Here is a 24,519-nt window from a genome sequence, read left to right as displayed (position 1 = left end):
TTAATCCGGTTTAACTGAGCGTTTCTTCCAGCTTCTGCCTACATGCCATGCCCAAAAGCTCTGAATACCAAAATACCCTAGCAATCCGAACACTATTCCGCAGATAACGGAGCCAAACAGCAACGGCCACCAGATCAGAGATATGCTGTTCTGTAGCCACTCCATGCTCATTTCAAATTGAATCGATTGCCCCGGTTCGCCAATGAGAAAATCCCCAACCAGATAGGTAAAGTAAAAAATAGGTGGCATGGTAAGTGGGTTAGTTATCCAAACCAAACCAACCGATATAGGTAAGTTGCTACGAATAATGATCGCTAAAATGGCAGCGACGAGCATTTGCAAAGGGATAGGCAAAAAGGCACAAAACAAACCTACCAAAAACGCGCGAGATACAGATTTACGGTTAAGATGCCAAAGATTTGGGTCGTGAAGATACTTACCTAACCAGCTTAAATGTTTATGCTGTTTAAGTTTTTCTTCATCTGGCATGTATTTCTTAATCAGTTTGCGCGGCATCTTCAGTTTTACTTATTATGGCCTACGGGGGGAGTCGAATATTATGCCCCGACAATATCCGTTAGCCAAGGAAAGTTATCATGAGATCAAGGATGATCGCAGTGACGACAGGATTTCTACTTGCTGCGTCACAACCTAAACTTTTACCCGTATGGGGTTACATCTTCATTGCAGTATCAATACTTTTGTTGCGATTAAGATACCCTGATCCTTCATCTAAAGGCATGATGTTGGTCATAGCTGGGTTGGTTTATTCCTCACTTTTCTTTCATGCCAAGCTCACTTCTGATTTACCTGAGCAATTTGCAAGAACTGACTGGCAGATAAAAGGCAAAGTCGAGACAGTTAAATACACCGACAATCAGTTTGTCAGGTTTCAGCTGATACCGCTTGAAATAAAATCGGTTAGTTCTTCGATAAACCTCGATTTCAAGCCCGAAAGAGTCCGCCTTGCATGGTTCAGGCCTGATCAGAAACTATATATTGGTCAAGAGATCTCTCTCGTCGCGCGTTTGAAACCACCTCATGGGCAAGTTAATCCGAAAAACTTTGACTATGAAAAATGGTTGTTTGCGCGGGGAATTAATGCGGTGGGTTACGTTCGACAGATTACCCGTGCAGAGCGTAACGGTGGCTCTGTAGCCGATATAGCTAGGCATTGGATAAATCAAACGATTGTTAATCAATTTAAGAATCAGCAGGTGCAAGGTCTTTATCAGGCGATATCCACAGGGAATACAAACCTGTTAACTTCAGACAATTGGGAGACGCTAAAGCAGACCGGCACCGTTCACCTAGCGGTTATCAGCGGTCTTCATATTGGTTTTATGGCTGGAATGGGTTGGATTATCGGCATGTGGGTGCTGAGACGATTACCCAGTGTAAGTTCCATGCCTTACCTGTTATCGATCAGCTTAGCTGCAGGTTACCTGGCGATCTCTGGATTTGGGCTTCCAGCCCAAAGGGCTTTTATTATGGTCACTGTCCTTTTGCTTACCAGTTGGAGAGGGCATTTTATCGATCATTGGACCCGGTGGTGGATAGCACTGGTTGTTGTGCTGCTGATTTACCCGATGTCAGTTTATGAAACCGGGTTCTGGCTGTCATTTGCTGCTGTAGCGTTGTTAATCCTGTTATCAGCATCTGAACTGAATCTGATTAAACTATTTTGTTTACAGTTTAAATTATTGATAGGCATGCTCCCTTTGTATTTGGTTTTCTTTGCAGGAGTTTCACTTGTTGCGCCCCTTATCAATCTTATTGCCATTCCTTTGTTCTCAGTGCTTGTTCCGTTGTTATTGATTCATCTAATCATGAGTTCGATAGGCATAGAACTACTTAAATACCCACTATCCATTCTGGGCGAATGGTTCTGGATCACCTCAGATAAGATCGCAAGTTTCAATTTAACGTATGTTTCAGTTGAGCTAAGTGACTTGCTTGGTATATCTATCGTCGCGTTATCTGCTTTATTGGTCATATCAAGAATCTTTGCAATTAGCCGTACGCTAATTTTCATTGTGGTACTTCCATTACTCTTAGGTGTTGTGTTCGATGGAGAACACAGCAAACCCTTAAAAATATGGATTTATGATATAGGGCAAGGGCTGGCGGTATTTCTTAAAAAGGATAAATATCATCTGCTCTATGATACGGGGCCATCTTATCGGTCAGGCGGTGCTGCATTTGAGAGAGCGGTACTCCCGCATTTAAAGTCACTCAGAGTTGAGACGATTAACGATCTAATCATCAGTCACGATGATAATGATCATTCCGGCGGCAGGGAAACTGTATACAGCCATTTTGATGTGCTTAATGAATATAGCTCCCGTTTGTCAGATACAAGTAAGTGGCAATTATGTCATGCCGGTACTCGTTGGCTGGTTGAGGGGGTCAGCTTTACTTTCTTGCATGGCTCTGTTGGTTCTAATGACAATGATCGTTCCTGTGTTCTATTAATTGAGCACGGCGACTGTAAATTATTGTTGCCAGGTGACATCGGGAAAGATCAAGAATTAAGGCTAGTGAATGCCTTACCTAGAGTAACGTGGCTGGTTGCTTCTCATCATGGAAGTAATTCCTCTAGTTCTCATGAATTTTTAAAGGCCACCCAGCCCGATGTAACAATCTTCAGTGCTGGATATGCAAATCATTTCAATCATCCGCACCCATTAGTCATTGAGAGAGTTTCAAAGCTTAAAGGCGAAATGCTTAATACAGCAGAGCAGGGGGCAATTTATCTGGAAAGTGACCTAAGTTCAGGATGTAGCTCAATTTCTTTACGTGAAGAACAACCTCGGCTATGGAGATAAATGATTACTCTTGATAGAGTACCGCGCAGTAGAGGAGAAATAACTGTGTTAGAGATTTTGCAATCCGGTGGTTGGTTAATGTTACCGATCATGGCCTGTTCTGTTATCGCACTGGCAATATGTCTTGAGAGATTATGGACATTGAGGCCCAGCAAAGTTGCTCCTCCTGGTTTACTCGCAGAAGTCTGGGCGCTTATTAAACAGCGCAATATTACTTCTGAACGCCTTAAAGAGCTAAAGCGTAGCAGCCCTCTTGGTCAGATTTTGGTTGCAGGCCTAAACAATGCTTCCCATGGTCGTGAGATTATGAAGGAAAGTATTCAGGAAGCTGCAGGGCAGGTTGTTCACGACTTAGAGCGTTTCCTCAACCCGCTAGGGACTATTGCTGCGATCACTCCTTTATTGGGATTATTGGGTACGGTTATTGGCATGATCGATGTATTCACAGAGATCATGGTACAAGGTACAGGGAATGCGAACGTTCTTGCCGGAGGGATATCCCAAGCCCTGATTACTACAGCCACTGGCCTGACTATTGCCATTCCAGCCCTGATTTTTCATCGTTTTTTCCAGCGACGAATTGATTCTCTGGTTGTCACCATGGAGCAAGAAACCGTCAAGCTTCTTGAAGTCATGCATGGCGAACGTGATGTTGATGTTGAGTAGGAAAGGATAAAGTGAAATTTCCGCGCCAACGCCAGGAAGAGGTTAATGTAAACCTAACCCCATTAATTGATGTGGTATTCCTGCTGCTTATCTTCTTTATGGTTTCAACCACCTTTACCAAAGAAACCCATTTGGAAGTCGACCTACCAGAAGCTGCAGGTGAGGCAGGAAGTTCTGATGTCGAGGTATTAGAAATCCTTATAACGGATGAAGGCCATTACAGCGTCAACGGCAAACCACTGGTAAACAGTCAGCCCGTCACTTTAAGCCGTGCTTTGAAAGAGCTTGCGGGTGAAGATCGTGAGATCCCTTTAGTTATTACTGCGGATGCTCAAACACCCCATCAGGCTGTAGTAACGGCCATGGATGTCTCCGGTAAATTGGGTTTTGCCAAACTGAGTATTACCACCCAGGAACCCGCTACAGAATGAGCTGGCTAGAGCAGCGCTGGTATAGTGATAAGCCAGGCCCTTGGCTTCTCAAGCCTTTAACCTGTATTTATCGTTTTTTGTCTGAGAAAAAAAAGCTCAAGGACCAACAGCGCCAATGGCATGCACCGGTTCCGGTCATTATTGTTGGAAATATTAGTGTAGGTGGAACGGGCAAGACGCCTTTTACCGTTTTTTTAGTAGATCTGCTTCGCTCTAAGGGCTATGCACCCGGTATCATTAGTCGTGGATATAAAAGCAAAGCGCCAGAGTATCCTTTTGATGTGAGTAAAGCGCGCTTTGCCGAAGAGGCGGGTGATGAGCCATTTATGCTCCATCAACGATGTGAGTGCCCCGTAGTTATTGATCCTGATCGTACTTCTGCAGCCCAATATCTCCTAGAGCAATATAAGTGCGATGTCATTATTAGTGATGATGGTCTTCAGCATTACAAGCTTGGTCGGGACATAGAGATCGCTGTCATCGATGGTGTAAGGGGGTTGGGTAATAAAGAGCTGCTTCCGTGCGGTCCATTGCGTGAGCTACCCAGCAGATTGAATGATGTTGATTATATCGTTGCAAATGGTCGGTTAGCTGATCTTAATCTCGAGGCTAAGCAACATTTAATGCAGCTCGAACCCTATCAGTTTAAGGCAATAGGCAGCGATGAATCTGTTTCAGTAACAGATTGGGTGAAGCGGAAGGTGCATGCAGTGGCTGGCATCGGTAATCCGCAACGGTTTTTCGAAACATTAAATCAAGATCTGGGAATTGAGACAGTCGATCACCCTAAACCAGATCATCATCAATACACTATTGAAGATTTCGAATTTGCAGATAAGCTGCCTGTTGTCATGACCGAAAAAGACGCAGTGAAAGCAGCTCAAATGAATTTAGACGACGCCTGGTATCTGAAAGTCCATGCTAAGCTGGATGAAGACTTTGCGTCAGATTTACTGCAACAGTTGCAGCGAACGAAAAAGGTATAGTTTAAATGGATAAGAAGTTACTTGATATTCTGGTATGCCCTGTGACCAAAACACCACTGGAATTTAATGAAGAAACCAATGAGCTGTTTGCTAAAGCAAGTGGCCTTGCTTACCCAATTCGCGATGATATTCCTGTATTGCTTGAATCAGAGGCTCGTGAACTGACTCTTGAAGAACGTGAAGCTAAATAAGGATAAATAATGGGATTTTCCGTCATCATACCCGCACGATTTGCCTCTACACGCTTTCCTGGTAAGCCATTAGCTGAATTGCAAGGCAAGCCAATGATTCAGCACGTTTATGAACGAGCGTGCGAGAGTGAAGCAGAAAGAATAATGGTCGCGACCGATGACGATAGAATTGCAGCGGTAGCTAAAGGATTTGGGGCTGAGGTCTGCATGACATCTCCGGATCATCCATCTGGTACAGACCGTCTTCAACAAGTTGTCAGTGATCTTGGCTTTTATGCTGATGACATTGTCGTGAATGTTCAGGGGGATGAGCCGTTAGTTCCTGCAAGAATCATCAACCAGGTAGCTCATAACCTGATGGCTGAAACCGATGCAAGTATCTCAACATTAAGTGAGCCTATCACTGATCTGGAAAGTCTTCTTAATCCGAATGTTGTTAAAGTTGTAACAGACACACGAGGCATGGCGCTTTATTTTAGTCGTGCACCTATCCCGTACCCTCGAAATGATTTTGCTGAGTCGACGCAAAGTGGTGCTATGCCAGAGGGCTACAGTTGGCAAAGGCATATTGGAATCTATGCTTACCGCGTAAAGCTATTAAATGATTTCGTTAAATGGTCGCCAGCCCCAATAGAAGAAACCGAGTGTTTGGAACAGCTTCGCGCGATGTGGAACGGAGCTCGAATTCATGTGGCTGAGGCTGATGAACAACCGCCTGCGGGTGTAGATACTCCAGAAGATCTGGAAAGATTGCAAAAACTCTTGGCTAGCCGCTAAACGGTGTTTTGATGATTAAAGTTTTATTTGTCTGTTTGGGTAATATCTGCCGCTCGCCAACCGCCGATGGGGTGTTCAGGCAAGTTGTAGAGCAACGCGGGCTGACAGAACAGATTAAAGTCGATTCTGCTGGAACTGCGGCTTATCACGTGGGTAACCCACCTGATCACCGTTCGACATTAGCTGCTAAGAAACGCGGCTATGATCTGAGCTTATTGCGTGCCAGGCAAGCCGTCGTTGAAGACTTTACTGAATTCGACTATGTGCTGGCGATGGACCATGAAAACTTGCTGAACCTTAAAGCAATTAAACCGTCGAACTTTACAGGGCATCTTGGTTTGTTCCTGGATTTTGCAGAGGCCTCAGAATCTGAAGTCCCGGATCCATATTATGGTGGTGATAGTGGCTTTGAGCATGTGCTCGATCTTGTTGAGGCGGCTTCAGAAGGTTTATTGCAAGAAATTGAAAGGCAGTTATAAGTGATTAATTGGCAATTAGATTATGATTTAACGCGCTATAACAGTTTTGGTTTCACTTCCCATGCTGAGCGTTTTATCTCAGTAACTGAAATAGATGAACTTGAACTCGCGCTATCTGATGTTGAGGCTAATAACTGGCCGCTGCTGATTCTTGGCGGGGGTAGCAACCTTGTACTCAAAGAGCGGATTCCCGGGGCCGTGATTCATATTGCCAATACGGGTATCGCTGTATTGGCTGACGATGGCGAACAGGCGATTGTTGAATCTGCCGCAGGAGAGAATTGGCACCAGTTTATTGGCCACCTACTTGAAAAGGGGCTCCATGGACTAGAGAATTTGGCCTTAATCCCGGGCTCGGTTGGTGCGGCTCCGGTTCAGAATATTGGGGCTTATGGTGTCGAGGTTTCTGATTGCCTTCATAGCGTTACCGCTTATGACAGGCAAAATAAGGAGCTTGTTCAGTTACAAAACGCTTCTTGTGAATTTTCTTATCGTAATAGCATTTTTAAGAGCCGATTTCCGGGCAGATATATCATCTGGTCTGTCAGGTTTAATCTCAGCTCTATTTTCACTCCACAGCTGGATTATTCGGGCCTTGGCAACTTCCTGGCAGGGAAAGGCATTGAGCAGCCGTCAGCTATCGAGGTCTATACAGCAATTTGTGAAATTAGGTCCAGCAAACTGCCGGTGCCATCAGAAATCGGCAATGCAGGTAGCTTTTTTGAGAATCCCATTGTCGATGAAAGTGAATACCGGAGACTTAAAGAGCAGTTTCCTGAACTGGTCGCATTTCCGGAAAGTATGGGGCGTTACAAATTAGCGGCTGGCTGGTTAATTGATAAAGCGGGCTGGAAGGGCGCTAAGCAAAATGCAGTGGGAGTTTATGATAAGCAGGCATTAGTGCTCGTCAATCATGGTGATGGCAACGCAAGTCAATTGCTTGAATTGGCAGATGCGATAAAGCAATCAGTGTGTGAGCGCTATCAAGTCAGTTTGCGAATCGAGCCTCGTATCTATCCGATATAAATTGGTTTTATTAGTGTTATAAAGCGGCTCCTTTGAGCCGTTTTTTTATGCCTTTTCAATAAGAAAAACTGATTTAAGTCAGAAAATCATTATTCTTTGGTTTAATGTTTTGATGAGCTGATTGTCGACAATCCTGCTTGGATCCCTCTAAATCCCTGAATTGAACGGCTGTTTAAATGCATCATATAGCCTTATATAGAAGGGATATAAACCTTTTGTATTAGTTTTTTCTTTGTTTAACTCAGTTAGAGTGTGTCAACACATTGAGGGAACTGTCTACAATAATAAGAAATATTCCCTTGGCTACACCGACCGTTAACTTATAACAAAAGGGCCGAGCACATGTCCTATCAAGCAGAGTATTCAAAATCGATCGAAACGCCAGAGCTATTCTGGGGTGAAAAAGCACAAGATCTTGAGTGGTTTAAAAAACCAGAGACCATTCTTTCTAAGGATGAGAACGGGATCGATCGTTGGTTCGCCGATGGTGAACTGAATACTGCATACTTAGCACTCGATTATCATGTTGAAAATGGGCGTGCAGATAATACAGCTATTATCTATGACTCACCGGTAACAGGTCAGAAGCGCAAGATCTCTTATCTTGAGTTACGTGATGAAGTTGCCAAATTTGCAGGCGTATTGAAATCACAGGGCGTAGAGAAGGGCGACCGTGTAGTTATCTACATGCCTATGATCCCTGAAGCCGTTATTGCAATGCTGGCAGTGGCTCGCCTGGGTGCAATCCACTCAGTTGTATTCGGTGGCTTTGCACCACATGAATTGGCTGTACGTATTGATGATGCTGAACCAAAGGTTATTGTTTCTGCATCTTGCGGTATCGAGATTGCTAAGGTGATTGAATACAAGCCGATGCTTGATCAGGCTATCGAAAAGTCTGCACACAAACCATCTGCTTGTGTTGTTCTTCAGCGGCCAGAAGCTGAAGCATCCATGATCGAAGGGCGCGACATTGATTGGCAGGAAGCGATGAAAACTGCTGAGCCTGCTGATTGCGTTCCGGTTAAAGGCACAGATCCTCTATACATTCTGTATACCTCTGGCACAACCGGTAAGCCTAAGGGTGTAGTACGTGATAATGGTGGTCACGCCGTTGCCATGAAGTACTCCATGAAAGCGGTTTATAACGTTGAGCCAGGTGATGTTTTCTGGGCAGCTTCAGATGTAGGCTGGGTTGTTGGTCACTCGTATATTGTTTATGGGCCACTACTGGCTGGTTGTACAACAATTGTTTATGAAGGTAAGCCTGTTCGTACCCCAGATGCAGGTGCCTTCTGGCGCGTCTGCGAAGAGTATAAGGCTAAGGTCCTGTTTGCTGCGCCGACTGCATTCCGCGCGATTAAGAAAGAAGATCCGGATGCTAAGCTGCTTGAGAATTACGACCTGTCGAACCTGGATACTATTTTCATGGCCGGTGAGCGCTTAGACCCACCGACTTACCACTGGACTATTGAGAAAACGGCTAAGCCGGTTATTGATCACTGGTGGCAGACTGAAACAGGCTGGGCTATTTGCGGTAATATGACGGGTATCGAAACCCTCGAACCTAAACCAGGTTCTGCAACGGTACCATCTGCAGGTTATAACGTGCAGATCCTTGATTCCGAAGGCAACGAACTTCCAGCGGGTGAGCAGGGCTCTATCGCCATTAAACTGCCTTTACCGCCAAGCTGCCTTCCAACAGTTTGGGGCGACTTTGAGCGTTTCCGTACGGGTTACCTATCTGAATACCCAGGCTACTACTGCTCAGGTGATGGTGGCTACAAAGATGAAGATGGCTATGTATTCATCATGGGTCGTACTGATGATGTTATCAACGTAGCGGGCCATCGCCTTTCAACTGGTGAAATGGAAGAGATTGTAGCGGACCATGAAGCGGTTGCAGAATGTGCCGTTATCGGTATCAATGATCCACTGAAAGGCCAGCAGCCTGTTGGCTTCGTTCTACTTAAAGATGGTGTTGAAATCGAAGATGATGCACTTGAAGCAGAACTTGTGGGGCTGGTACGTAAAGAGATTGGGGCTGTTGCTTGCTTTAAGAAAGCAGTAGTCGTTCAGCGCTTGCCTAAGACGCGCTCAGGTAAGATCCTGCGTAAATTGATGCGTCAGATTGCTGATGGTCAGGACTATAGTATTCCATCGACTATCGACGATCCTGCGAGTCTTCCGGAGCTTGAAGATGTAATGAACCGAAACGGTATCGTTACAGAGTAAATAGCAGCGCTAAGTTGTATTACCCTTAGCTCTGTGCAGGCGACCTTCGGGTCGCCCTTTTTTTCAAGCTATGGGTTCAAAATAAAAACCGCCAATTGGCGGTTTTTTTGTCATTACTGATGTTTCCAGCTAGGAGGGCGCTTAGCAATAAAGGCATCAATTCCTTCTTGAGCATCATCAATCAGCATATTCTCTGTCATAATTGAGCTGCACTGGCTGTAAGCTTCTGAGATTGGTTTATTTAATTGCTGATAAAAGGCCTGTTTTCCTATACTTAGTGTCTTCCTTGATTTGCTCGCAATTTTACACGCCAGATTGTTTGCAAAAGAATCCAGCTCGTTTTCGTCAACTTGCCAGTTGATCAAGCCAATCGATTCAGCCCGTTCGGCATTGATAAGATCCCCAGTTAATAAAAGCTCCATTGCATGTTTTGGTGCTACAGAACGCGTAATGGCAACCATAGGTGTTGAGCAAAACAGGCCTATATTCACGCCAGGTGTGGCAAAGCGTGATTTGGATGAAGAAACAGCAAGGTCACAGGTTGCAACTAACTGACATCCAGCAGCGGTAGCCACGCCATGCACTTTTGCAATGACGGGTACTGGCAGGCTTTGAATTTCCTGCATCATGGCTGAGCAGGTTTCAAATGTTTCTTGGTAGTAAGCTTCAGTGCCTTCACCGAGCATCTGCTTCAGATCGTGCCCGGCACAAAAGCCCTTACCGCTTCCTTGAATCAGAACAACTCTGATCGACAGATCATCTTTAATAGAGGAGAGTGCGGTAATGAGTTCCTGCATTAGCTCTAACGATAAAGCGTTGTATGCATTAGGGCGGTTAAGTGTCAGAGTGCAAACACCATCGTCATCATGACGAATAAGAAGTGAATCAGTCATAGGTAGCCTTTTTTGATTTCCAGACTACCTCGACTGCAGTAATAAGTGAATACCCTTATTTGTTTTCATCATCAGAAACTCTGACAAGTATCCAATCGAGCATTCGTGTCGAAAGAACCCGTCTTAAGATGCCAAATATCCAGGTAGGTGTTGTGACGTAATAGCGAGCCTTAGGCTTTTTGCTGGTCATCGCATGCAAAAGGGGCTTGTAAACCGATTCTGGCCCAAGAGTAAACGGGTCCTTTTTTCTATCACTATCCTGTTTGGATAATCGAAGCTCTACTGCTTCATAAACAGATTGATGAGCACTATCATCAGTTGTGATGTTCTCTTTGAATGCCTGGTAAGCATTTTTTCTGAAATCGCTTTCAACCGGGCCGGGCTCAATAAGACTGATATGTATATTGCTACCCTGCAGTTCCTGTCTAAGCGTATCTGTTAAGCCCTCCAGAGCAAACTTTGAGGCATTATATGCACCACGATATTTTAGAGTGATCAGGCCAAGCACAGAGCTGTTCTGAATAATCCGCCCACGGCCCTGTTTGCGCATGATTTTTATCACTTTGCAGGTGAGTTCGTGGGTACCAAACAAATTAGTTTCGAATTGGTTTCTTAGTACTTCCCTGGATAGGTCCTCAACTGCGCCAGGTTGCCCATAAGCGCCGTTGTTAAACAGTACATCAATTGTGCCATCTGTTTGCTCTAGTACGCAGGAAAGCGCCTCATCTATCGACTGAGTGCTGTTGAGATCTAATTGGTAGCTGAGAAAGCCTTGTTCCCGAAGTTTTTGAACATCTTCCTCTTTACGGGCCGTAGCAAATACCTGGTAGCCTTCTTGTTTCAACGCTTTAGCGCAATAGTATCCGATACCTGACGAGCATCCTGTAATTAAAACTGAGGGCATTTCAAGCTCCATATACGTACTTAATTGGTCATCAGTATATAGACAGGACTTAGCAGGTAAACACTTTCTAACATATTGATAAAAAAGAGATCCTGCGATATTCGTGAATATTTCCGGCTAACTTGTTGCTCTCCGGTGACCCAAATGACGAGTTTTTTCGTTCCAAAGTACCATACCTGCTATATCTATCCCTTCCTATTATCTTGCTGTACTACCTTTCAATAACAAAAACAGAGGAAAGCATTATGTGGACTAAGCCTGCTTACACTGATCTGCGCATTGGTTTTGAAGTAACAATGTACTTCGCAAACCGTTAATAATTGCTTATTGACGCGTTAAGAGATTACCCCGGCTTATGTCGGGGTAATTTTTCTAGGAAGGATCCAACTCAGGCTCTCGTTAAACAGCCAAGCATGATGCTCTTTAAAGCCTTTTTTAAAAGGCTCCCGACGGTAAGATAAAAGTAGAATAATAATGAAAGTACAAGTATTAGGCTCTGCAGCAGGCGGCGGTTTTCCCCAGTGGAACTGTAACTGTAAAAATTGTACCGGTGTACGCGCCGGAACAATTAATGCTAAACCACGAACACAATCTTCCATCACTGTCAGTGCAGATGGCGAAAACTGGATTCTTTTTAACACATCGCCAGACATTCGTGAGCAACTGGCTAACTTTGCACCGATGCAGCCTAACCGGTCTATTCGCGACACAGGTATCTCGGCAATCGTATACATGGATAGCCAGATAGATCACACAACGGGTTTGCTGATGTTGCGTGAAGGTTGTCCGCATAATATCTGGTGTACAGAGATGGTCGAGCAAGACCTGACATCAGGTTTTCCTGTCTTCAATATGCTTAAGCACTGGAATGGCGGAAATCATATAAATCGCATTCCTATTGGGGAGAATGATAATACGTTTGTAGTTCCTCAAGTACCTGAGCTTAAGCTCACAGCTATACCACTACTGAGTAGTGCACCTCCATATTCTCCGCACAGAGATGATCCGCACCCGGGTGACAATATCGGTATTCAAATCGAAGATACCCGTAGCGGTAAAAAATTGTTCTATGCACCTGGTCTGGGTCAGATCGAACCCCATTTGCGCCCATACATGGAAGCAGCCGATGTTCTTCTTGTTGACGGTACTATTTGGCAGGAAGACGAGCTTATTATCACCGGCGTTGGTGATAAGTTAGGCGTTGCAATGGGGCATCTGCCGCAATCAGGAAAGGGTGGCATGATTGAATATCTGGATACTTTAGAAGGTCCTCGTAAGATATTGATTCATATAAACAATACCAACCCTATATTGGATGAAGACTCACCTGAACATGCCGAGGTTCTAGCGCATGATATTGAGATCTCATACGACGGGATGTCGATAGAGTTGTAATCCAGATTTAAAGCATTGAGGCAAAATAATAATGAATACACAGGCCAACGATAAATTACCCATGAGTCGTGAAGCGTTTGAAAAAGCGCTTAGAGCGAAAGGCGATCTTTATCACACTCAACACCCTTACCATATTGCAATGTACAACGGCCAGTCTACTCCTGAACAGATTCGAGGCTGGGTCGCAAACCGTTTCTATTATCAGATAAGCATCCCCGTGAAAGATGCTGCAATTATGGCAAATTGCCCTGACCGGGATGTACGTCGTCATTGGGTGCAGCGTGTATTAGATCATGATGGTTATGATGGTGCCGAGGGCGGTATTGAAGCATGGCTTCGTCTTGGTGAGGCTGTCGGTCTAACCCGCGAAGAGATCCTATCAGGTGAGCATGTTCTTCCTGGTGTTCGCTTCGCTGTAGATGCTTATATCAATTTTGCGCGCAGAGCGACCTGGCAAGAAGCTGCCAGCTCTTCATTGACTGAGCTGTTTGCGCCAACCATTCATCAGAATCGCCTTGATACATGGCCTCAGCATTACCCATGGATCAAAGAAGAGGGTTATCAGTACTTCCGCAACCGGCTTACCGAAGCGCGTCGTGATGTGGTTCATGGTCTTGAAATTACGCTGGATCATTACACTACCCGGGAACAGCAAGACAGAATGCTGGAAATACTTCAGTTTAAGTTGGATGTGCTTTGGACCATGCTTGATGCAATGACAATGGCCTATGAACTGGAGCGCCCACCATACCATACAGTGACGGGTGAAAAGGTATTTCACAAGGGGCTGTTTAATGAGTGAGTTAAGCTTTGATGCGACCCAGATACCTACAATCAATAAGATGTTTCGCTTTCAGTGGGAAAAGGCTCAGGATTGTTATGTGCTGCTTTATCCTGAAGGAATGATTCAGCTTAATGGCCCGGCCGGCGAGATTATGGCCTTAGTTGATGGAGAGCGGAGCGTTAAGCAGATCATCGAAGAGCTTCAGGCTAAGTTTTCTGACGCAGGTGATATCAGTGGCGATATATTAGCATTCATCGGAGAAGCTCATGGCCAGCAATGGATCACCCTGTAGTGCGCATCCACAGCTCCCCATTGCCGAATATGGTATTGAGAAGCCCCATGGTCGTCCACTTTGGTTGCTAGCAGAGCTGACCTATAAGTGTCCGTTGCAGTGTCCTTACTGCTCAAACCCACTGGACTTTGCGGATTTCGGTAGCGAACTGACAACTCAGCAATGGTTGGATGTATTTGCCCAAGGAAGAGAATTAGGTGCCGTTCAATTGGGTTTTTCAGGTGGTGAGCCGTTGGTCAGGCAGGATCTCATTGAGTTGATAGGTGGCGCCCATGAAATGGGGTACTACACAAATTTGATCACATCCGGTGTCGGCTTGAACGAGCGAAAAATGGCTGAATTCCATAAAGCCGGCCTGGATCATATCCAGGTGAGCTTCCAGGCCAGTGACGAATCCGTTAACAATATGTTAGCGGGTTCTAAAAAAGCCTTCGCTCAAAAGCTTAAAATGGCCCGAGAAGTCAAAGCGCAAGGCTACCCAATGGTGCTTAACTTCGTTACACACCGTCACAACATTGATCGTATCGATCGCATAATCGAGCTTTGTGTTGAGCTTGAGGCCGACTATGTTGAATTAGCAACCTGCCAGTATTATGGCTGGGCATTCGAGAATGTAGAACAGCTTTTACCCACCCGGGCACAATTAGAACGTGCTGAAGCCGTAACGAATGAATATCGGGGAAAGCTTGCCGCTGAAGGCAATCCAATCAAACTTATCTTTGTTACCCCTGATTATTATGAAGAACGACCCAAAGGCTGCATGAATGGCTGGGGACAGGTGTTCTTAACGGTGACCCCTGATGGGAAAGCACTACCTTGTCACAGCGCCAGGATGCTGCCAATCGAATTCCCCAATGTAGCCGAAACGAGTCTCGAGGAAATATGGAGTAAAAGCCCTGGCTTTAACTATTTCCGTGGCGATGACTGGATGAAAGAACCCTGCCGTAGCTGCGATGAAAAGGATAAAGATTTTGGTGGCTGCCACTGTCAGGCCTATATGATGACAGGGGATATGCACAATGCAGATCCTGTCTGCGGAAAATCTCAGCATCATGGCTTGATTGTTGACGCAAGGGATCGGGCTGAGCAGGTTATCAATAACAGTGAAGATTTTCTGTTCCGCAACGAGCGCAACTCCAGGATTATCGCTAAAGGTTAACCGGAGCATTCATGCTTAACGCTTTACCAGGTTTCTGGCAATCAGAACTTAGCGCTGAAAAGGCGTTAGCGGTAAGTACCGAATTTAGTCAGATACAAGTAGATGACTCAGAGAATGTTTACTGGGTAGAGTTGCGCCCGCATCAATCAGGCTGTAGCTTTATCTGTAAATGGAATCCTGAAACCGAGGTAGTTACTCAGTTAACGCCTGACACATATAGTGTACAGAGCAAAGTACACGAGTACGGAGGCCGAGCCTGGTGCTTAACTGACGATCAGATCTTTTTTATTAATGCTGCTGATCAGCAGCTTTATAGTCAATGCCTTAAATCACCTGAATTAATCACTCAATTAACAAATGATCCTGACATTAGATTTATAGAACCAATCTATGATTCATCTCGCCAACGAATTATTTGTGTCGCTGAGTATCATGACTCTGAAGATGTAGAGAACAAGATAGTATCGATAAATCTTGAGAGTAAATGTATTGATGTTTTGGTTCAGGGTTCTGACTTTTACGCTTATCCTGTTCTGGATAGCGAAAACCATCAACTTGCCTATATTTGCTGGAACCACCCGGAGCAACCCTGGACTGCAACGCAATGCTGTGTAGCGACTCTGGATAGAGAAGGGGACGTTACTGCGATTCACAATGTTGCGGGGCTACGCTCATCGGAATCTGTTTCGCAGCCCCTATTTGTAAATAATCAGCTCTATCTAATTAGTGACCGGAGCGGTTGGTGGAATATTTATCACTGGAATCAGCTAACAGGCGAGTTAGCAGGCAGTGTTCTAGCACCTGAGGATATGATGTCTTCTCCGTGGCAGTCAGGCTTGAGGCATTACGCGGTGATCCCCAGCACCAAAGAGCCGTTAGTTTGTTCGATTAGAATCAAACATGAAGGATGTGAAATCTGGTTGGATGATCGAAAACTGGATTTGCCATTTAGTTTTTTTAGCGCTTTGAGCTGCTCAGAAAACTTCGCTTATTGCGTTGCTTCCTCAGGGGATACGAAGCAAGGTGTGATACGCATTAATCTAAAGAGTGGTAAATACCAGGTCATCAGCGGTTGTGAGAAACCATTAACCATAAACAACTGTTCTTTACCCGAGCCCCTTTCCTTTTCATCTGGAGATGTCACTTCATACGGCTACCTATACCCGCCTAAAAATGTGAGCTATCAACTAAGTCACGATGAGTCTGCACCGCTGATCATATTTCTGCATGGTGGGCCAACCGCAGCTACTTATCCTGTATTCAACACTAAGATTCAGTTTTGGACGCAACGGGGCTTTGCAGTACTCGATCTTAATTACAGAGGTAGCAGTAACTATGGGCGGCAATATCGATTTCAGCTCAAACACCAATGGGGTGTAATAGAGATAGAAGATATTAATGTTGCGGTTCATGAGCTTGTGAAGCGATCAGATATTAACCCTGAAGCTATTTTTATAAGAGGCAATAGCTCAGGTGGTCTATCTGCTTTGAATGCCCTGTGCGAGCTGGATTGTTTTACTGCAGGCGCGAGCCTCTATGGTGTTACAGACCCGCTAGTGCTTAACGGATGTACCCATAAATTCGAATCGCATTACTTGGAATGGCTGATCGGTTCGGCTGATAAAGATAAGGGTCGCTATAGGGAACGGGCACCAATAAACAATGCGGATAAGATAGATTGCCCCGTGATTTTCTTTCAGGGAGAGCAAGATAAAGTGGTACTTCCTGAACAGACTCGGCATATGGTTAATGAGCTCAGACTTAAAGGCGTTCAGGTAGAAGCCTATTACTTTCCTGATGAAGCGCATGGGTTTAAAAAATCAGAGAATGCTCAAACTGTCCTCAATAAAGAGCTTGAATTCTATCAGTGTCGATTGGGTGGCTAGTTGTCTTGCACTGTTTTACTTATCTAAAGACGGCAGACCAAAGTATTAGAAAATATCGTTCTGTTGCAGAGCAGCATAACTTATCGAATGCAGAGATAATTATCTTATTGAAGAAGCACTGTTTCTTTATATCCACTCTCTGGCTTTGAGTTATCTGTCTAAGAGCTCTAACCGTCGTACTTTGCCTGCAGCTTGCAGGCTTTTTTTTGCCTGCCACATTATTAAAAACCATGCTAGTTCAATGGATTAGACACTAATAATGTTAATGAACTCTAAACAAAATTGACTATGAAATTGTCCTTAAGGATGCTTGGGCGAAGCATCTCTATGAGGTAGACTCAAAAGTTATTAAAACAATAATAATTAGCGCCATTACTGGCATGCTGATGTTATATGGGTGCCTGTAATGAGTAGCGATATATCCAACCTGCGTAAGTTTGTCTCACCCGAGATTATTTTTGGGGTGGGGGCGAGAAATTCTGTTGCCAACTACGCAAATACATTCGGTGCCAGAAAAGTACTTATTGTGTCAGATCCTGGAGTAGCTGAAGCCGGCTGGCTAAAGGAAGTTGCTGATCTTCTTTCTGAAGCGGATATAGAACACGTCACTTTTAGTGATGTTTCTCCTAACCCCCGTACTCAAGAGGTTATGAAGGGCGCCCAAATCTATCAGGAACATAATTGTAACGTTATTGTCGCTGTGGGTGGGGGCAGCCCGATGGATTGCGCCAAAGGAATTGGCATTGTCAGCGCCAACGGCAGACATATCCTTGATTATGAAGGTATAGATACGATACATCTGCCTATTCCACCACTTATCTTTATCCCAACCACAGCGGGCACATCAGCAGATGTATCTCAGTTCGCAATCATATCGGATCCAATTGAGAAGGTTAAAATTTCCATAGTCAGTAAAGCTGTGGTGCCTGATGTCGCTTTAATCGATCCTGAAACGACCATGACAATGGATCCGTTTCTTAGTGCATGTACCGGAATTGACGCATTGGTTCATGCCATTGAAGCATTTGTTTCTACAGGCTCAGGCCCCTTAACGGATATGCATGCGTTAGACGCTATGAAGCTCATAAATGAGAACATAGTCACACTGGTAGAAAATCCTGGTGATATTCATATTCGTGAGCAAGTAATGCTTGGCTCCATGAAAGCTGGCTTAGCTTTTTCAAATGCAATACTAGGTGCTGTGCATGCTATGTCACATAGTCTTGGAGGTTATTTAGACCTTCCTCATGGTCTTTGCAATGCAATGTTGTTAGAACACGTTATTGATTTTAACTACAAAGAAGCCAGCGACAGATTTAAGGTGGTTGCTGAAACCATGGGTATTGATACCCGAGGGCTAAATACACCTCAAATTCAAAAAGCCCTGATGCAAAGGGTTATTACTCTAAAAGCGGATGTAGGATTAACCCAAAAGCTTGCTGAAAGTGGCGTTAATATTACTGATATTCCGGTGCTGTCTGAACATGCATTAGACGACCCTTGTATTTTAACCAATCCACGCAAATCAAATCAGCGTGATGTAGAAGCCGTTTATGAAGAAGCACTCTGATAAACCTGGCCAAACCGTAACAAACCTTATTGGTCTGGGGAATCATTCGGCAAGGAAAAGCTACTACCCTGAACTTGTTACAAAAATTGATGAGCTGGAAGCTGAAAAGAACCGCTATAAGTGGTTATTTGAAAATGCCCAGCATGGCATTTTTCAGGTTATGTTGGATGGACCTGTACTAACCGCAAACCCGGCTATTGTAAAAATCTGTGGTTACACAAGCGCTGAGCAGTTTTGTGACAAGATAAGGCACTTAGAATCATTACTCTTTTGCTGTGCAGATGCTTATGCAGATTTTCGTTATCACCTGGTTCAATACGGACGAGTCTTTGGTTTTGAAACACTATTTTTACGAGCGGATGGACAGTGCGTGCACGTATCTATCAATGCGCTGCTAAAACAAACTGAAGGGGCTGCCCCAACCATTGAGGCATTCGTTCAGGATATTACGGAACGTAAGAAAACACAGGACAAACTTAAGCGCCTCAATGAAGAGCTTGAAGAACGGGTTGCTTCCAGGACTCAGGAACTTGTGTCACTCAACGATAAGCTCTGGCAGGAAATATCTGAACGTGAACAGATCCAAAAGGAGCTTAAAGTAGCTAAAGAGGCCGCTGAGGACGCTAACAAAAGCAAAGATAAGTACCTTGCAGCTGCCAGCCATGACCTCCTTCAGCCGATGAATGCCGCACGGTTACTTATTGCAGCATTACGGGAAAGAGCTCTCCAGGAACAGGATGCCCATCTTGTAGAAAGGGTTCATCTTGCATTAGAAAATGCAGAGGATCTTTTAACGGACCTTTTAGATATATCCAAGCTGGACCAAAACGCAGTTAAGCCGGATATAACTGATTTCAGAATTAGTCAATTGATCAATTCAATGGTAGGGGAGTTTCAACCGGTTGCTGAGAATAAAGGCCTCACTTTGAAGGGATTGGATAGCTCAGCGATGGTTAGAAGCGATTCAAGGCTGCTCTTGAGAATCATCCGAAACTTTATCAGTAATGCTATTCGTTACACTGACGAAGGACGGGTTCTAGTGGGTTGTCGTCGCAAAGGGCAGGTATTGAGTATTCAGGTTTGGGATACTGGTACAGGTATACCTGACGACAAGCAGAACGAGATTTTTAAAGAGTTCCAGCAGCTCGAGTGTCATACGGCGAAAGATCGTCAGGGCGTGGGGTTAGGCCTGGCTATAGTAGATCGAATTGCAAATATGCTGGGCCATCAATTGAAACTTAGCTCGATCGATGGAAAAGGCTCAATGTTTTCTATCGAAGTACCCATTGCTGAGCCACAAGGTGAAGTGGTCCATGCTCCAGGGTTTGGTTTTCAGGTACATGAGCCTTTGAATCAATTAGCTGTACTGGTGATCGATAATGAAGAGAACATCCTCAGCAGTATGTATGCGCTTCTGACTCAATGGGGATGCCTGGTGACTACAGCGTCATCTGAGTTTGAAGCTATTGATGCATGCAAGGAATTTATACCTGATATTATTCTTGCCGATTACCATCTTGATTATGACAAGCTAGGAACGGATGCGATAAAAGCGGTGCGGAATAAATTAGGCCTAGATATACCTGGAGTGATGCTCACTGCAGATCGCAGTGATGAATGCCGACAGTTATTTGCTCAACTTGAACTTCAGGTTATAAACAAGCCAGTTAAACCTGGCAAGCTCAGGGCTCTGCTTACGCATATTTCCAATCAGTGACAGGTAATTTCTATATCCCGTTAGCATGCCTGCTCGAAGCGTAAAAGGGGTCACAAGTAGTATTTTGGGATTGATCCTCCGGTCCTAGAATGAATTTAATAAACATTTCGGGATCCTGTGACTTTGACTCAAGAGAATGCTTTTTTAACAGCCTCATCCTTTAGCAACAACCCTGCTACCGCTGCTGCTGAGTTAAAGCAACAGCTTTCATCTACCGAAATTTCGTCTGTTATATTCTTCTGTTCTGCAGAATATGACCTTCAAGCGCTATCCTTTGCTCTTAATGAAAACTTTCAGACGGTGAAGCTTGTTGGATGCACTACAGCTGGAGAAATTACCCCCAATGGATATGGCCAGGGCTGTATCACAGCCATAGGCTTTGAAAAGCAAGGCTTTGCTCTTGAAATAGCTGCCATTGAGTGCCTGGAAGACTTTGAATTAACTGATGCGCAAAAGCTTGTCGATCAATTGATAAATGATTGCAGGTCACACGAAACCGCCCCAATTAAAGGCAATACATTTGCCCTGACGCTTTTGGATGGTCTTTCTATACAAGAAGAGAATGTTCTGGTTGCACTTAATGCAGCTTTGGGAAGTATCCCTCATTTTGGTGGTTCTGCAGGGGATGATATCCACCTTGCAAAAACCCATGTGTTCTTCGATGGGGAATTCCACACTGACGCCGCAGTCATCATGCTTATCAATACGATTTATGACTTTGAAGTTTTCAGTACACATCATATGCATCAGGAGCATGAAAAGCTGGTAGTTACAGCTGCAGATGCGGAGACAAGAACTGTTTATGAACTCAATGCTGAGCCAGCAGCTGTCGAGTATGCGAGAGTGATTGGGGTTAATGTTGATGATCTAAACCACGAAGTTTTTGCGCTAAATCCCATTGCGGTCAAACTGGGCGATGAATTCTTTGTTCGCTCGATTCAACAGGTTAATGATGATTTGAGCCTTAAATTCTACTGTGCCGTTGAAAACGGAATTGTACTGACTGAGATGAAACCAGGTGATTTAGCATCTGACTTACTAAAAAAAATCGATGAGATTAAAGCCCGTATTGGCGAGCCACAGCTGATTCTTGGTTGTGACTGCTTCCTAAGAAGGCTGGAATGCGAAAGGCTTGGGTATTCCGAATCTGTATCTGAGATTCTTCGTCAGAATAACGTGATTGGTTTTAATACCTACGGTGAGCAGATGGAAGGGATGCATATCAATCAGACCTTCACCGCTGTGGCGATTGGGAGGAATGTTAATGTCTGACCAAACGCTACAAGAGCGCATTTCTCAGCTCGAATATGAGAATAACAAACTCAAAAAAATTAATGCGGTATTGATTGAGCGAGTGGAAGCTGGAGGCTGCCAGGGTGCCAACCCTTATTCTGCCTTTGAACACTCGGTGATATTAGCGGAACAGGTACGCGAACGAACGGATGCATTGAATCGGGTGTTATCTGAGTTAAAAATCAGTCACCGCGCGCTTAAAAAAGCCAACGAAATTGCCGCTTTAGCCAACCAGCGACTGATTGATGCTATTGAAAGCATTTCCGATGCCTTTGTGCTCTTTGATCAGGATAGAAAAATTGTCCTGTTTAATAGTAAATTCAGCAGGGTCTGGGCGGAAACAGGCCTGGAAATCAAAACAGGCATAACAATTAATGATATTAATCGCCTTGCCCGCGAAAGTGGTCTGGTTAGAGAAGAGTATCCAGCAACCAATTCAGACAGTAAGGTTTTTAGGTTAAGAGATAGCCGCTGGATCCAGATGTCAGAACGTCCCACAGCAGAAGGCGGACTGGTTATCCTCTACACAGACATTACAGCGATAAAAGAGCGTGAGATGGCTGATAGAGAGCTTGCGCTGGCACAGAAAACCAAGCTCTTACAGAATACCGTGGACAATCTGTCCCAGGGTGTTGTTTTGGTTACACCTGAAGGCCGTGTCGAACTATGGAATGATCGATTCCTGGACCTCACTGGTGTCGATGGCGCGCAGGTTGAAGCTTATCCGCCTTTCGCTGCACTTATGCTAGATAACCACTCGATACTTCAGCATGCACTGACCGCCGCGCAACAGGGTGAGGTGTTAGCCTCAGAACAACGTGGTGCCAATGGTCAGGTGATAGAAGTCAGAACCCATCCGATGCCACAAGGTGGGTTTGTTAACACCTATACCGACATTACTGAACGGCACAGATATGCTGAATCGCTGAGGCAAAGTGAACAGTGGATCCGCTTAATCACCGATAATGTTCCTGCATTAATAGCCTATCTTGATCAGGAGCTAAATTATCGTTTCACCAATAAAGTCTATAACCAATGGTTTGGTAAAGGTGATACTGAGTTGAACGGTAAAGACATCTTTGCTGTTTATACAGATGCTCAATATCTTGAATTGAAGCCCTACATAGACCGTGCTCTGTCTGGTGAAAATGTCACATTTGAAGCCTGGCAGAGAAACGCGCTGGGTGAAGATCGTTATATGCTGAAATCTTATGTGGCAAATATCGACAATAAAGGTGAGCCGGATGGTTTCTTTGTCATGATACGTGATATCACTGAGCGAAGACGATCGGCCGAAGCACTAGAATTGTCGCATCAACTTCTTGAGCAGAGAGTAGAAGAACGCACCTCCGAGTTAACTGAATTAAACGAGCAGCTAAGATCCGAAATTCAGGAACGTGTAGAGGTTGAATCAAGACTGCTAGACGCCAAGATGGAAGCAGAGCAAGCCAATCTCTCTAAAACCAAGTTTTTGGCGGCAGTAAGTCATGATTTGCTACAGCCACTAAATGCAGCCAGGCTGTTTTCAGGGGCATTGTCTGAGCAGATAAAAGATCCAAGGAACTGCTCACTCGCCCAGTCGGTTTCTAATTCACTGGACGATGTCGAATCACTTTTACGCACGCTAGTGGATATATCGAAGCTGGATGCGGGGGTTGTTACTGCCGATGTGATTAATTTCAGTCTGTTAGATCTTATGAATACACTTTCTACTGAATTTCAGCAGCTTGCTATTAGTGAAAATCTGGAGTTCAGTGCAGTCAATTGCAATACAACCGTCCGCTCCGATTCTCAGTTATTAGCTCGCATTCTGCGTAACTTTCTGACCAATGCGATTCGTTACACGCCAGACGGTAAAATCCTTTTTGGCTGCAGACGTGATGGTGATGATATCTGGATCGAGGTCCATGATACGGGGGTAGGTATACCAGAAAACAAAGTTCAGGAAATCTTTCAGGAGTTTAAACGTCTGCCTCACCAACAGTCTGGCTGCGAAAAAGGTCTGGGCCTTGGCTTGGCGATTGTTGATAAAATTTCCCGCGTTCTGGGTCACGAGATCAGGGTCGACTCCAAAGAGGGGAAGGGGTCTGTTTTTGCGGTTAAGGTACCAAAAGGCGAACCTGCTTTTTCTCCTGAATTAACAGGGCCAAATCAGCCCGTGTTTTCCAAGGGACTTGAACAAGCAAATATCTGGTTGATAGATAATGATGAATCTATCTGCCAGGGAATGGCAACGCTCCTCGAAGGCTGGGGATGTAATCTAATAACGGCACTTTCCTTTGATGATTTGGCAACTAAGGTCCGCTTCGACGACTCTGACGTGAATGTATTAATTGCTGATTATCATCTGGACAACGACGAAACAGGCATTGATGCAGCCCGTGAAGTAATTAAACACCTGAATCGTCCATTACCCGTGCTCATGATTACGGCGAACTACAGTAAAGAGCTAAACCAGGAGATCAGAGACCTTGGTTTTATGCTCTTAAATAAGCCTGTTAAGCCGCTGAAGCTTAAAACAACCCTGATTCACCTGGTTGAGCAATCAAACACAGCCTATTGCTGAGCTTTAATGTAGCGCGTCAGCTTAGCTTCTACCTGCGTAGTGTGAAGGGCAAACCATTCGAATAGGAAACCAGTGAGTTCAGACAGTTCTATGTCGTGATGCTTGTATTCGAAACACTTCTCTTTAAGCTGCGCCAATAGATACTCGTGCTCAGCTCTGTGCTCTTCGTAATCTGGATAATTGATATCCAGCATCAGATTTTCTTCACTAAGAAAGTGGAAGTCAGCATATTTCTCAACTTCACGTAATAAACGGCTGGAGCGCAGCCTGTCTTCATCGAGCAGGCTACAGCTTCTGATAAGATCCAAGAAGATTCTGTGTTCAAAATCGATCTTTTCATGCCCCAATTCAAATTTCTTATCCCAGACAATGTTTCTCACGATGCTGTTCCTTCAACATATTAAGATCTAATTTAATTCAAGCATAAAAAAAGCTGCAACA

The 24,519-nt window shown here is 44.6% G+C and carries 23 protein-coding genes; 19 read left to right on the top strand and 4 right to left on the bottom strand.

The annotated features are described in order from the left end of the window. A complete protein-coding gene (locus MED92_RS01900) occupies positions 1 to 516 on the bottom strand; it encodes a DUF2062 domain-containing protein (RefSeq protein WP_007019775.1) in 516 nt (171 codons plus the stop codon). A gap of 80 nt (positions 517 to 596) precedes the next feature. On the opposite strand from MED92_RS01900, the gene MED92_RS01895 reads away from it, so the two are divergent. The 9 genes from MED92_RS01895 (at position 597) to MED92_RS01855 (ending at position 9,619) form a co-directional block, all read left to right on the top strand. Further along, the gene (locus tag MED92_RS01895; RefSeq protein WP_007019774.1) at positions 597 to 2,828 is read left to right on the top strand and encodes a DNA internalization-related competence protein ComEC/Rec2; all 2,232 of its coding nucleotides are present in this window, start codon (positions 597 to 599) and stop codon (positions 2,826 to 2,828) included. 45 nt (positions 2,829 to 2,873) lie between these two features. Then, positions 2,874 to 3,494 carry a MotA/TolQ/ExbB proton channel family protein gene (locus MED92_RS01890; protein ID WP_007019773.1) on the top strand — a complete coding sequence of 207 codons (621 nt, stop codon included), beginning with the start codon at positions 2,874 to 2,876 and terminating at the stop codon, positions 3,492 to 3,494. 11 nt (positions 3,495 to 3,505) lie between these two features. Further along, the gene (locus MED92_RS01885; protein ID WP_007019772.1) at positions 3,506 to 3,925 is read left to right on the top strand and encodes an ExbD/TolR family protein; all 420 of its coding nucleotides are present in this window, start codon (positions 3,506 to 3,508) and stop codon (positions 3,923 to 3,925) included. Continuing rightward, positions 3,922 to 4,911, top strand: coding sequence for a tetraacyldisaccharide 4'-kinase (gene lpxK, locus MED92_RS01880; protein ID WP_007019771.1), 990 nt, complete (start codon positions 3,922 to 3,924; stop codon positions 4,909 to 4,911). Before MED92_RS01885 ends, lpxK begins: the two co-directional genes overlap by 4 nt. Positions 4,912 to 4,916: 5 nt before the next feature. Continuing rightward, on the top strand, positions 4,917 to 5,102 hold the full coding sequence (locus MED92_RS01875) for a Trm112 family protein (RefSeq protein ID WP_007019770.1): 186 nt from the start codon (positions 4,917 to 4,919) through the stop codon (positions 5,100 to 5,102). Positions 5,103 to 5,111: 9 nt separating this feature from the next. After that, the gene (gene kdsB / locus MED92_RS01870) at positions 5,112 to 5,879 is read left to right on the top strand and encodes a 3-deoxy-manno-octulosonate cytidylyltransferase (RefSeq protein ID WP_007019769.1); all 768 of its coding nucleotides are present in this window, start codon (positions 5,112 to 5,114) and stop codon (positions 5,877 to 5,879) included. Between the two features lie 11 nt (positions 5,880 to 5,890). After that, a complete protein-coding gene (locus tag MED92_RS01865) occupies positions 5,891 to 6,358 on the top strand; it encodes a low molecular weight protein-tyrosine-phosphatase (RefSeq protein ID WP_007019768.1) in 468 nt (155 codons plus the stop codon). Next, positions 6,359 to 7,384: a UDP-N-acetylmuramate dehydrogenase gene (gene murB, locus MED92_RS01860; protein WP_007019767.1), complete on the top strand. Its 1,026-nt coding sequence runs from the start codon at positions 6,359 to 6,361 to the stop codon at positions 7,382 to 7,384. Positions 7,385 to 7,675: 291 nt separating this feature from the next. Continuing rightward, the gene (locus MED92_RS01855; protein ID WP_272941714.1) at positions 7,676 to 9,619 is read left to right on the top strand and encodes a propionyl-CoA synthetase; all 1,944 of its coding nucleotides are present in this window, start codon (positions 7,676 to 7,678) and stop codon (positions 9,617 to 9,619) included. Positions 9,620 to 9,732: 113 nt separating this feature from the next. Here the strand turns inward: MED92_RS01855 and MED92_RS01850 are convergent, their stop codons facing one another. Then, the gene (locus MED92_RS01850) at positions 9,733 to 10,512 is read right to left on the bottom strand and encodes an enoyl-CoA hydratase (RefSeq protein WP_007019765.1); all 780 of its coding nucleotides are present in this window, start codon (positions 10,510 to 10,512) and stop codon (positions 9,733 to 9,735) included. A gap of 55 nt (positions 10,513 to 10,567) precedes the next feature. Continuing rightward, entirely contained in the window at positions 10,568 to 11,416 is an 849-nt protein-coding gene (locus MED92_RS01845; protein ID WP_007019764.1) for an SDR family oxidoreductase, read from the bottom strand. A gap of 245 nt (positions 11,417 to 11,661) precedes the next feature. On the opposite strand from MED92_RS01845, the gene pqqA reads away from it, so the two are divergent. The 10 genes from pqqA to MED92_RS01800 all read left to right on the top strand — a co-directional run bounded on the left by pqqA (position 11,662) and on the right by MED92_RS01800 (position 24,078). Continuing rightward, positions 11,662 to 11,733, top strand: coding sequence for a pyrroloquinoline quinone precursor peptide PqqA (gene pqqA, locus MED92_RS18770; protein WP_003243383.1), 72 nt, complete (start codon positions 11,662 to 11,664; stop codon positions 11,731 to 11,733). A 157-nt stretch (positions 11,734 to 11,890) separates the two neighbouring features. Beyond that, positions 11,891 to 12,811 (top strand): pyrroloquinoline quinone biosynthesis protein PqqB, encoded by a 921-nt coding sequence (pqqB, locus tag MED92_RS01840; RefSeq protein ID WP_007019763.1) that lies wholly within the window; start codon positions 11,891 to 11,893, stop codon positions 12,809 to 12,811. Between the two features lie 31 nt (positions 12,812 to 12,842). Continuing rightward, the gene (gene pqqC / locus MED92_RS01835; protein WP_007019762.1) at positions 12,843 to 13,613 is read left to right on the top strand and encodes a pyrroloquinoline-quinone synthase PqqC; all 771 of its coding nucleotides are present in this window, start codon (positions 12,843 to 12,845) and stop codon (positions 13,611 to 13,613) included. After that, the gene (pqqD, locus tag MED92_RS01830; protein ID WP_007019761.1) at positions 13,606 to 13,887 is read left to right on the top strand and encodes a pyrroloquinoline quinone biosynthesis peptide chaperone PqqD; all 282 of its coding nucleotides are present in this window, start codon (positions 13,606 to 13,608) and stop codon (positions 13,885 to 13,887) included. The genes pqqC and pqqD overlap by 8 nt, the downstream gene beginning before the upstream one ends. Then, the gene (gene pqqE / locus MED92_RS01825) at positions 13,862 to 15,046 is read left to right on the top strand and encodes a pyrroloquinoline quinone biosynthesis protein PqqE (RefSeq protein WP_007019760.1); all 1,185 of its coding nucleotides are present in this window, start codon (positions 13,862 to 13,864) and stop codon (positions 15,044 to 15,046) included. Before pqqD ends, pqqE begins: the two co-directional genes overlap by 26 nt. Positions 15,047 to 15,057: 11 nt before the next feature. Beyond that, on the top strand, positions 15,058 to 16,932 hold the full coding sequence (locus MED92_RS01820) for an alpha/beta hydrolase family protein (RefSeq protein ID WP_007019759.1): 1,875 nt from the start codon (positions 15,058 to 15,060) through the stop codon (positions 16,930 to 16,932). A 406-nt stretch (positions 16,933 to 17,338) separates the two neighbouring features. Further along, the gene (gene ercA / locus MED92_RS01815; RefSeq protein WP_007019758.1) at positions 17,339 to 18,502 is read left to right on the top strand and encodes an alcohol dehydrogenase-like regulatory protein ErcA; all 1,164 of its coding nucleotides are present in this window, start codon (positions 17,339 to 17,341) and stop codon (positions 18,500 to 18,502) included. Next, positions 18,486 to 20,219, top strand: a complete 1,734-nt coding sequence (locus MED92_RS01810) for a PAS domain-containing hybrid sensor histidine kinase/response regulator (RefSeq protein WP_007019757.1) — start codon at positions 18,486 to 18,488, stop codon at positions 20,217 to 20,219. Before ercA ends, MED92_RS01810 begins: the two co-directional genes overlap by 17 nt. A gap of 117 nt (positions 20,220 to 20,336) precedes the next feature. Continuing rightward, positions 20,337 to 21,491: a nitric oxide-sensing protein NosP gene (nosP, locus tag MED92_RS01805; RefSeq protein ID WP_040661432.1), complete on the top strand. Its 1,155-nt coding sequence runs from the start codon at positions 20,337 to 20,339 to the stop codon at positions 21,489 to 21,491. Further along, positions 21,484 to 24,078 carry a hybrid sensor histidine kinase/response regulator gene (locus MED92_RS01800; protein WP_007019755.1) on the top strand — a complete coding sequence of 865 codons (2,595 nt, stop codon included), beginning with the start codon at positions 21,484 to 21,486 and terminating at the stop codon, positions 24,076 to 24,078. The genes nosP and MED92_RS01800 overlap by 8 nt, the downstream gene beginning before the upstream one ends. Here MED92_RS01800 and MED92_RS01795 read toward each other — a convergent pair. Beyond that, complete coding sequence (locus MED92_RS01795) at positions 24,069 to 24,458, bottom strand: bacteriohemerythrin (protein ID WP_007019754.1); 390 nt, start codon at positions 24,456 to 24,458, stop codon at positions 24,069 to 24,071. The two genes, MED92_RS01800 and MED92_RS01795, sit on opposite strands and share 10 nt — an antisense overlap. Positions 24,459 to 24,519: the final 61 nt, after the last annotated feature.

This window comes from Neptuniibacter caesariensis (assembly GCF_000153345.1).
GTDB classification, from domain to species: domain Bacteria; phylum Pseudomonadota; class Gammaproteobacteria; order Pseudomonadales; family Balneatricaceae; genus Neptuniibacter; species Neptuniibacter caesariensis.
This window is presented reverse-complemented; position numbering and strand designations above follow the sequence as displayed.

What these genes read in the sequence shown, in the direction of transcription:
- pqqE (WP_007019760.1), top strand. Translation starts at nt 13,862, where the DNA reads ATGGCCAGCAATGGATCACCCTGTAGTGCGCATCCACAGCTCCCCATT.
- MED92_RS01845 (WP_007019764.1), bottom strand. Translation starts at nt 11,416, where the DNA reads ATGCCCTCAGTTTTAATTACAGGATGCTCGTCAGGTATCGGATACTAT.
- MED92_RS01810 (WP_007019757.1), top strand. Translation starts at nt 18,486, where the DNA reads ATGAAGAAGCACTCTGATAAACCTGGCCAAACCGTAACAAACCTTATT.
- MED92_RS01820 (WP_007019759.1), top strand. Translation starts at nt 15,058, where the DNA reads ATGCTTAACGCTTTACCAGGTTTCTGGCAATCAGAACTTAGCGCTGAA.
- MED92_RS01865 (WP_007019768.1), top strand. Translation starts at nt 5,891, where the DNA reads ATGATTAAAGTTTTATTTGTCTGTTTGGGTAATATCTGCCGCTCGCCA.
- kdsB (WP_007019769.1), top strand. Translation starts at nt 5,112, where the DNA reads ATGGGATTTTCCGTCATCATACCCGCACGATTTGCCTCTACACGCTTT.
- MED92_RS01900 (WP_007019775.1), bottom strand. Translation starts at nt 516, where the DNA reads ATGCCGCGCAAACTGATTAAGAAATACATGCCAGATGAAGAAAAACTT.
- MED92_RS01800 (WP_007019755.1), top strand. Translation starts at nt 21,484, where the DNA reads ATGTCTGACCAAACGCTACAAGAGCGCATTTCTCAGCTCGAATATGAG.
- MED92_RS01850 (WP_007019765.1), bottom strand. Translation starts at nt 10,512, where the DNA reads ATGACTGATTCACTTCTTATTCGTCATGATGACGATGGTGTTTGCACT.
- pqqB (WP_007019763.1), top strand. Translation starts at nt 11,891, where the DNA reads ATGAAAGTACAAGTATTAGGCTCTGCAGCAGGCGGCGGTTTTCCCCAG.
- ercA (WP_007019758.1), top strand. Translation starts at nt 17,339, where the DNA reads ATGAGTAGCGATATATCCAACCTGCGTAAGTTTGTCTCACCCGAGATT.
- pqqD (WP_007019761.1), top strand. Translation starts at nt 13,606, where the DNA reads ATGAGTGAGTTAAGCTTTGATGCGACCCAGATACCTACAATCAATAAG.
- lpxK (WP_007019771.1), top strand. Translation starts at nt 3,922, where the DNA reads ATGAGCTGGCTAGAGCAGCGCTGGTATAGTGATAAGCCAGGCCCTTGG.
- pqqC (WP_007019762.1), top strand. Translation starts at nt 12,843, where the DNA reads ATGAATACACAGGCCAACGATAAATTACCCATGAGTCGTGAAGCGTTT.
- MED92_RS01895 (WP_007019774.1), top strand. Translation starts at nt 597, where the DNA reads ATGAGATCAAGGATGATCGCAGTGACGACAGGATTTCTACTTGCTGCG.
- MED92_RS01875 (WP_007019770.1), top strand. Translation starts at nt 4,917, where the DNA reads ATGGATAAGAAGTTACTTGATATTCTGGTATGCCCTGTGACCAAAACA.